Consider the following 2,749-nt stretch of genomic DNA (forward strand, 5'->3'; position numbering starts at 1 on the left):
CCTCGCTTGTTTAAGCAGTGGAGCCTCGGCCTGTATCTTGGCACAGTGGCGTTGTTGATTCTCGTGCTGTGGATAGGGGATATTGGTAAAGGCGCCCAAAGATGGTTGGTTGTAGCAGGAATTCGGTTCCAACCATCAGAACTGATGAAGCTCGCGATGCCACTCATGCTCGCTTGGTTTCTTGACCAAAAACCGTTGCCGCCAGATCGTCAGCGCCTTGTCCTGAGTTTCCTTTTGATTTTTGTGCCCACTCTGCTCATTGCTTTGCAACCGGACCTTGGCACCAGCGTCCTGATAGCCATGACAGGGCTGTTTGTCATTTTCCTTGCGGGCATTTCTTGGCGACTGATTGCGACGCTCATCGGGGCCATCATTGTATACGCGCCCATTCACTGGGTGTATTTCATGCATGACTATCAGCGCCGTCGCGTACTCACCTTTCTCAATCCGGAGTCCGACCCGCTCAATTCGGGTTACCATATTATTCAATCAAAAATTGCCATTGGCTCAGGTGGCCTGGTGGGCAAAGGCTGGCTCAATGGCACACAGTCGCAATTAGATTTCCTTCCCGAGCGGCATACAGACTTTATTTTTTCTGTGATGGCGGAAGAATTTGGCTTTCTTGGCGTGGCAGCGCTGTTGGTCCTGTATTGCTTTGTCGTCGCACGCGCGCTCTATCTTGCGGTCCAAGCGCAGGACAGTTTTTCACGCCTGACGATGGGCGCACTGGCATTGACACTTTTTGTGTATGTTTTTGTCAATGTCGGTATGGTGTCAGGAATGCTCCCGGTGGTAGGGTTACCGTTGCCGCTCATTTCATATGGTGGCACCTCCATGGTGACCCTTTTGGCATCCATGGGCGTGATCATGTCAATGCATACGCATCGACGAATTACTTCGGAACTTTGATGGCGGGGACGATGAAACGAACACTACTCGGAATTTTTCTCACTCTATTTGCCACTTTGACAAACGCAAACGCTGAGCAAGAGGCCACCGAACCAATGGCTGCTTTCATTGCCAAGGCCGCGGAGCAAACGCCATTTTCAGCCGAGGAGGTTCGAAGCCTTTTGCAAAAGGCGCAGAAACGTCAAAGTATTCTCGATGCCATCGCTCGACCGGCAGAAGGCAAACCTTGGTATCAATATCGAAAAATCTTCCTGACGCCACAGCGCATCAATGCCGGTCTTGATTTTTGGCGCAAACATGACGCCACACTGCGCCGTGCAGAACAAACATTCAAAGTGCCAGCAGAAATCATTGTGGCCATCATTGGCGTCGAAACGTTCTACGGCCGGCATAAAGGCAGCTACCCAGTGCTGGACGCGCTCTATACGCTTGGTTTTCATTACCCGCCGCGTGCTGCCTTTTTTCGAAAAGAACTCATCGAATTTTTGCGCTTGACGCACGAAGAGGGCTGGCCGGCAAAATCTCCCTTGGGCTCCTACGCTGGGGCAATGGGTTACGGACAGTTCATCCCAAGCAGCTACCGACATTACGCCATTGATTTCGACGGCGACGGACACCGCGACCTCATCAATAATGAGATCGATGCCATCGGTAGTGTTGCGAATTATTTTCATCAGCATGGCTGGCGCTGGCAGGCGCCCGTCGTGGCGCCGGTACGGATGCGCACTTGGCAAGCGGCACAATTGGCCAGTCGCCGTATCACCCTCTCTACCAAAGTTGGCGAACTGGCACGATTGGGTGTTGAGCTGAAAAATGCGCAGCATTATGATCCCGAGACACTTGTGATGCTGCTGGCACTCCGCGAACAGGGACGAAAGCGATACTACGCTGGCTTCCACAACTTCTGGGTGATTACCCGTTATAATCGGAGTCCATTGTACGCTATGGCGGTCTATCAACTGGCGCAGGCGATTCGTGAAAAAAGACAACCATGAATAGACTGATTGCCGGAACCATCATTCTCCTATTATCGGGCTGCCAATCTTTGATGCCGCATCATCAGGACCGGGGGCCCGCACGGCCTGTGGATGTCTCTCATATCCCCGAACCAGTGCCGGTGGCTGAACCAAGAAGTCGCTATGGCAACCCAACGTACTACGAAGTCAACGGTCAGCGTTATTACGTCATGCAGACGGTGGAACACTTCGTACAGCGCGGCAAGGCAAGCTGGTACGGGGTGAAATTTCATGGCCGTCGGACCTCCAGTGGCGAGCCTTACAATATGTACGCGCTGACAGCCGCACACAAAACCCTGCCTTTGCCAAGTTATGTTCGCGTCACCAATCTGGACAATGGCAAACAATTGGTGGTCAAGGTCAACGACCGCGGGCCTTTTCACCCTGGACGAATCATTGATCTATCCTATGCCGCTGCGGTGCGCCTTGGATTCGCGGAGCAAGGAACAGCCAATGTTGAAATCGAGCTATTGACCCCCGAAAAGCCCACGCCGTTGGCGAACTCAACCACCAACCACACCGTACTGTACGTTCAAATTGGCGCATTTCGCGACACGCGCCATGCGAGAAAATTAGCCCTTGCCGTACTGGAAAAGTTCGGGAAACTCGCCGAAGTCAGTGCCGTTCAGGCCAACGACACCATGCTTTACCGGGTGCGTCTGGGGCCATTTAAAGATGCGTCTGCTGCCCAACAGTGGCAGCTCGAATTGACCAAAATCGGCATTCAAAATGCGAAAATCATCACCGAACAACGTGCCGAAACAAAGACAACCACGACAAAGGCATGAAAGAGGAGTCTAAATTGGGTAAGCTTGACAACCAAC

3 protein-coding genes are annotated in these 2,749 nt (G+C 52.5%); all 3 read left to right on the forward strand.

Features of this window, described 5'->3' with window-relative positions; all coding sequences use genetic code 11:
- Positions 1-909 (forward strand): rod shape-determining protein RodA (gene rodA / locus D6694_04550; protein ID RMH45545.1); only part of this gene is annotated, 909 nt, incomplete at its 5' end.
- An 11-nt stretch (positions 910-920) separates the two neighbouring features.
- Positions 921-1,904 carry a lytic murein transglycosylase B gene (gene mltB / locus D6694_04555; GenBank protein ID RMH45547.1) on the forward strand — a complete coding sequence of 328 codons (984 nt, stop codon included), beginning with the start codon at positions 921-923 and terminating at the stop codon, positions 1,902-1,904.
- Positions 1,901-2,713, forward strand: coding sequence for a septal ring lytic transglycosylase RlpA family protein (locus D6694_04560; GenBank protein ID RMH45546.1), 813 nt, complete (start codon positions 1,901-1,903; stop codon positions 2,711-2,713). The genes mltB and D6694_04560 overlap by 4 nt, the downstream gene beginning before the upstream one ends.
- Positions 2,714-2,749 lie beyond the last annotated feature (36 nt).

This window comes from Gammaproteobacteria bacterium, from assembly GCA_003696665.1.
Lineage (GTDB): Bacteria > Pseudomonadota > Gammaproteobacteria > Enterobacterales.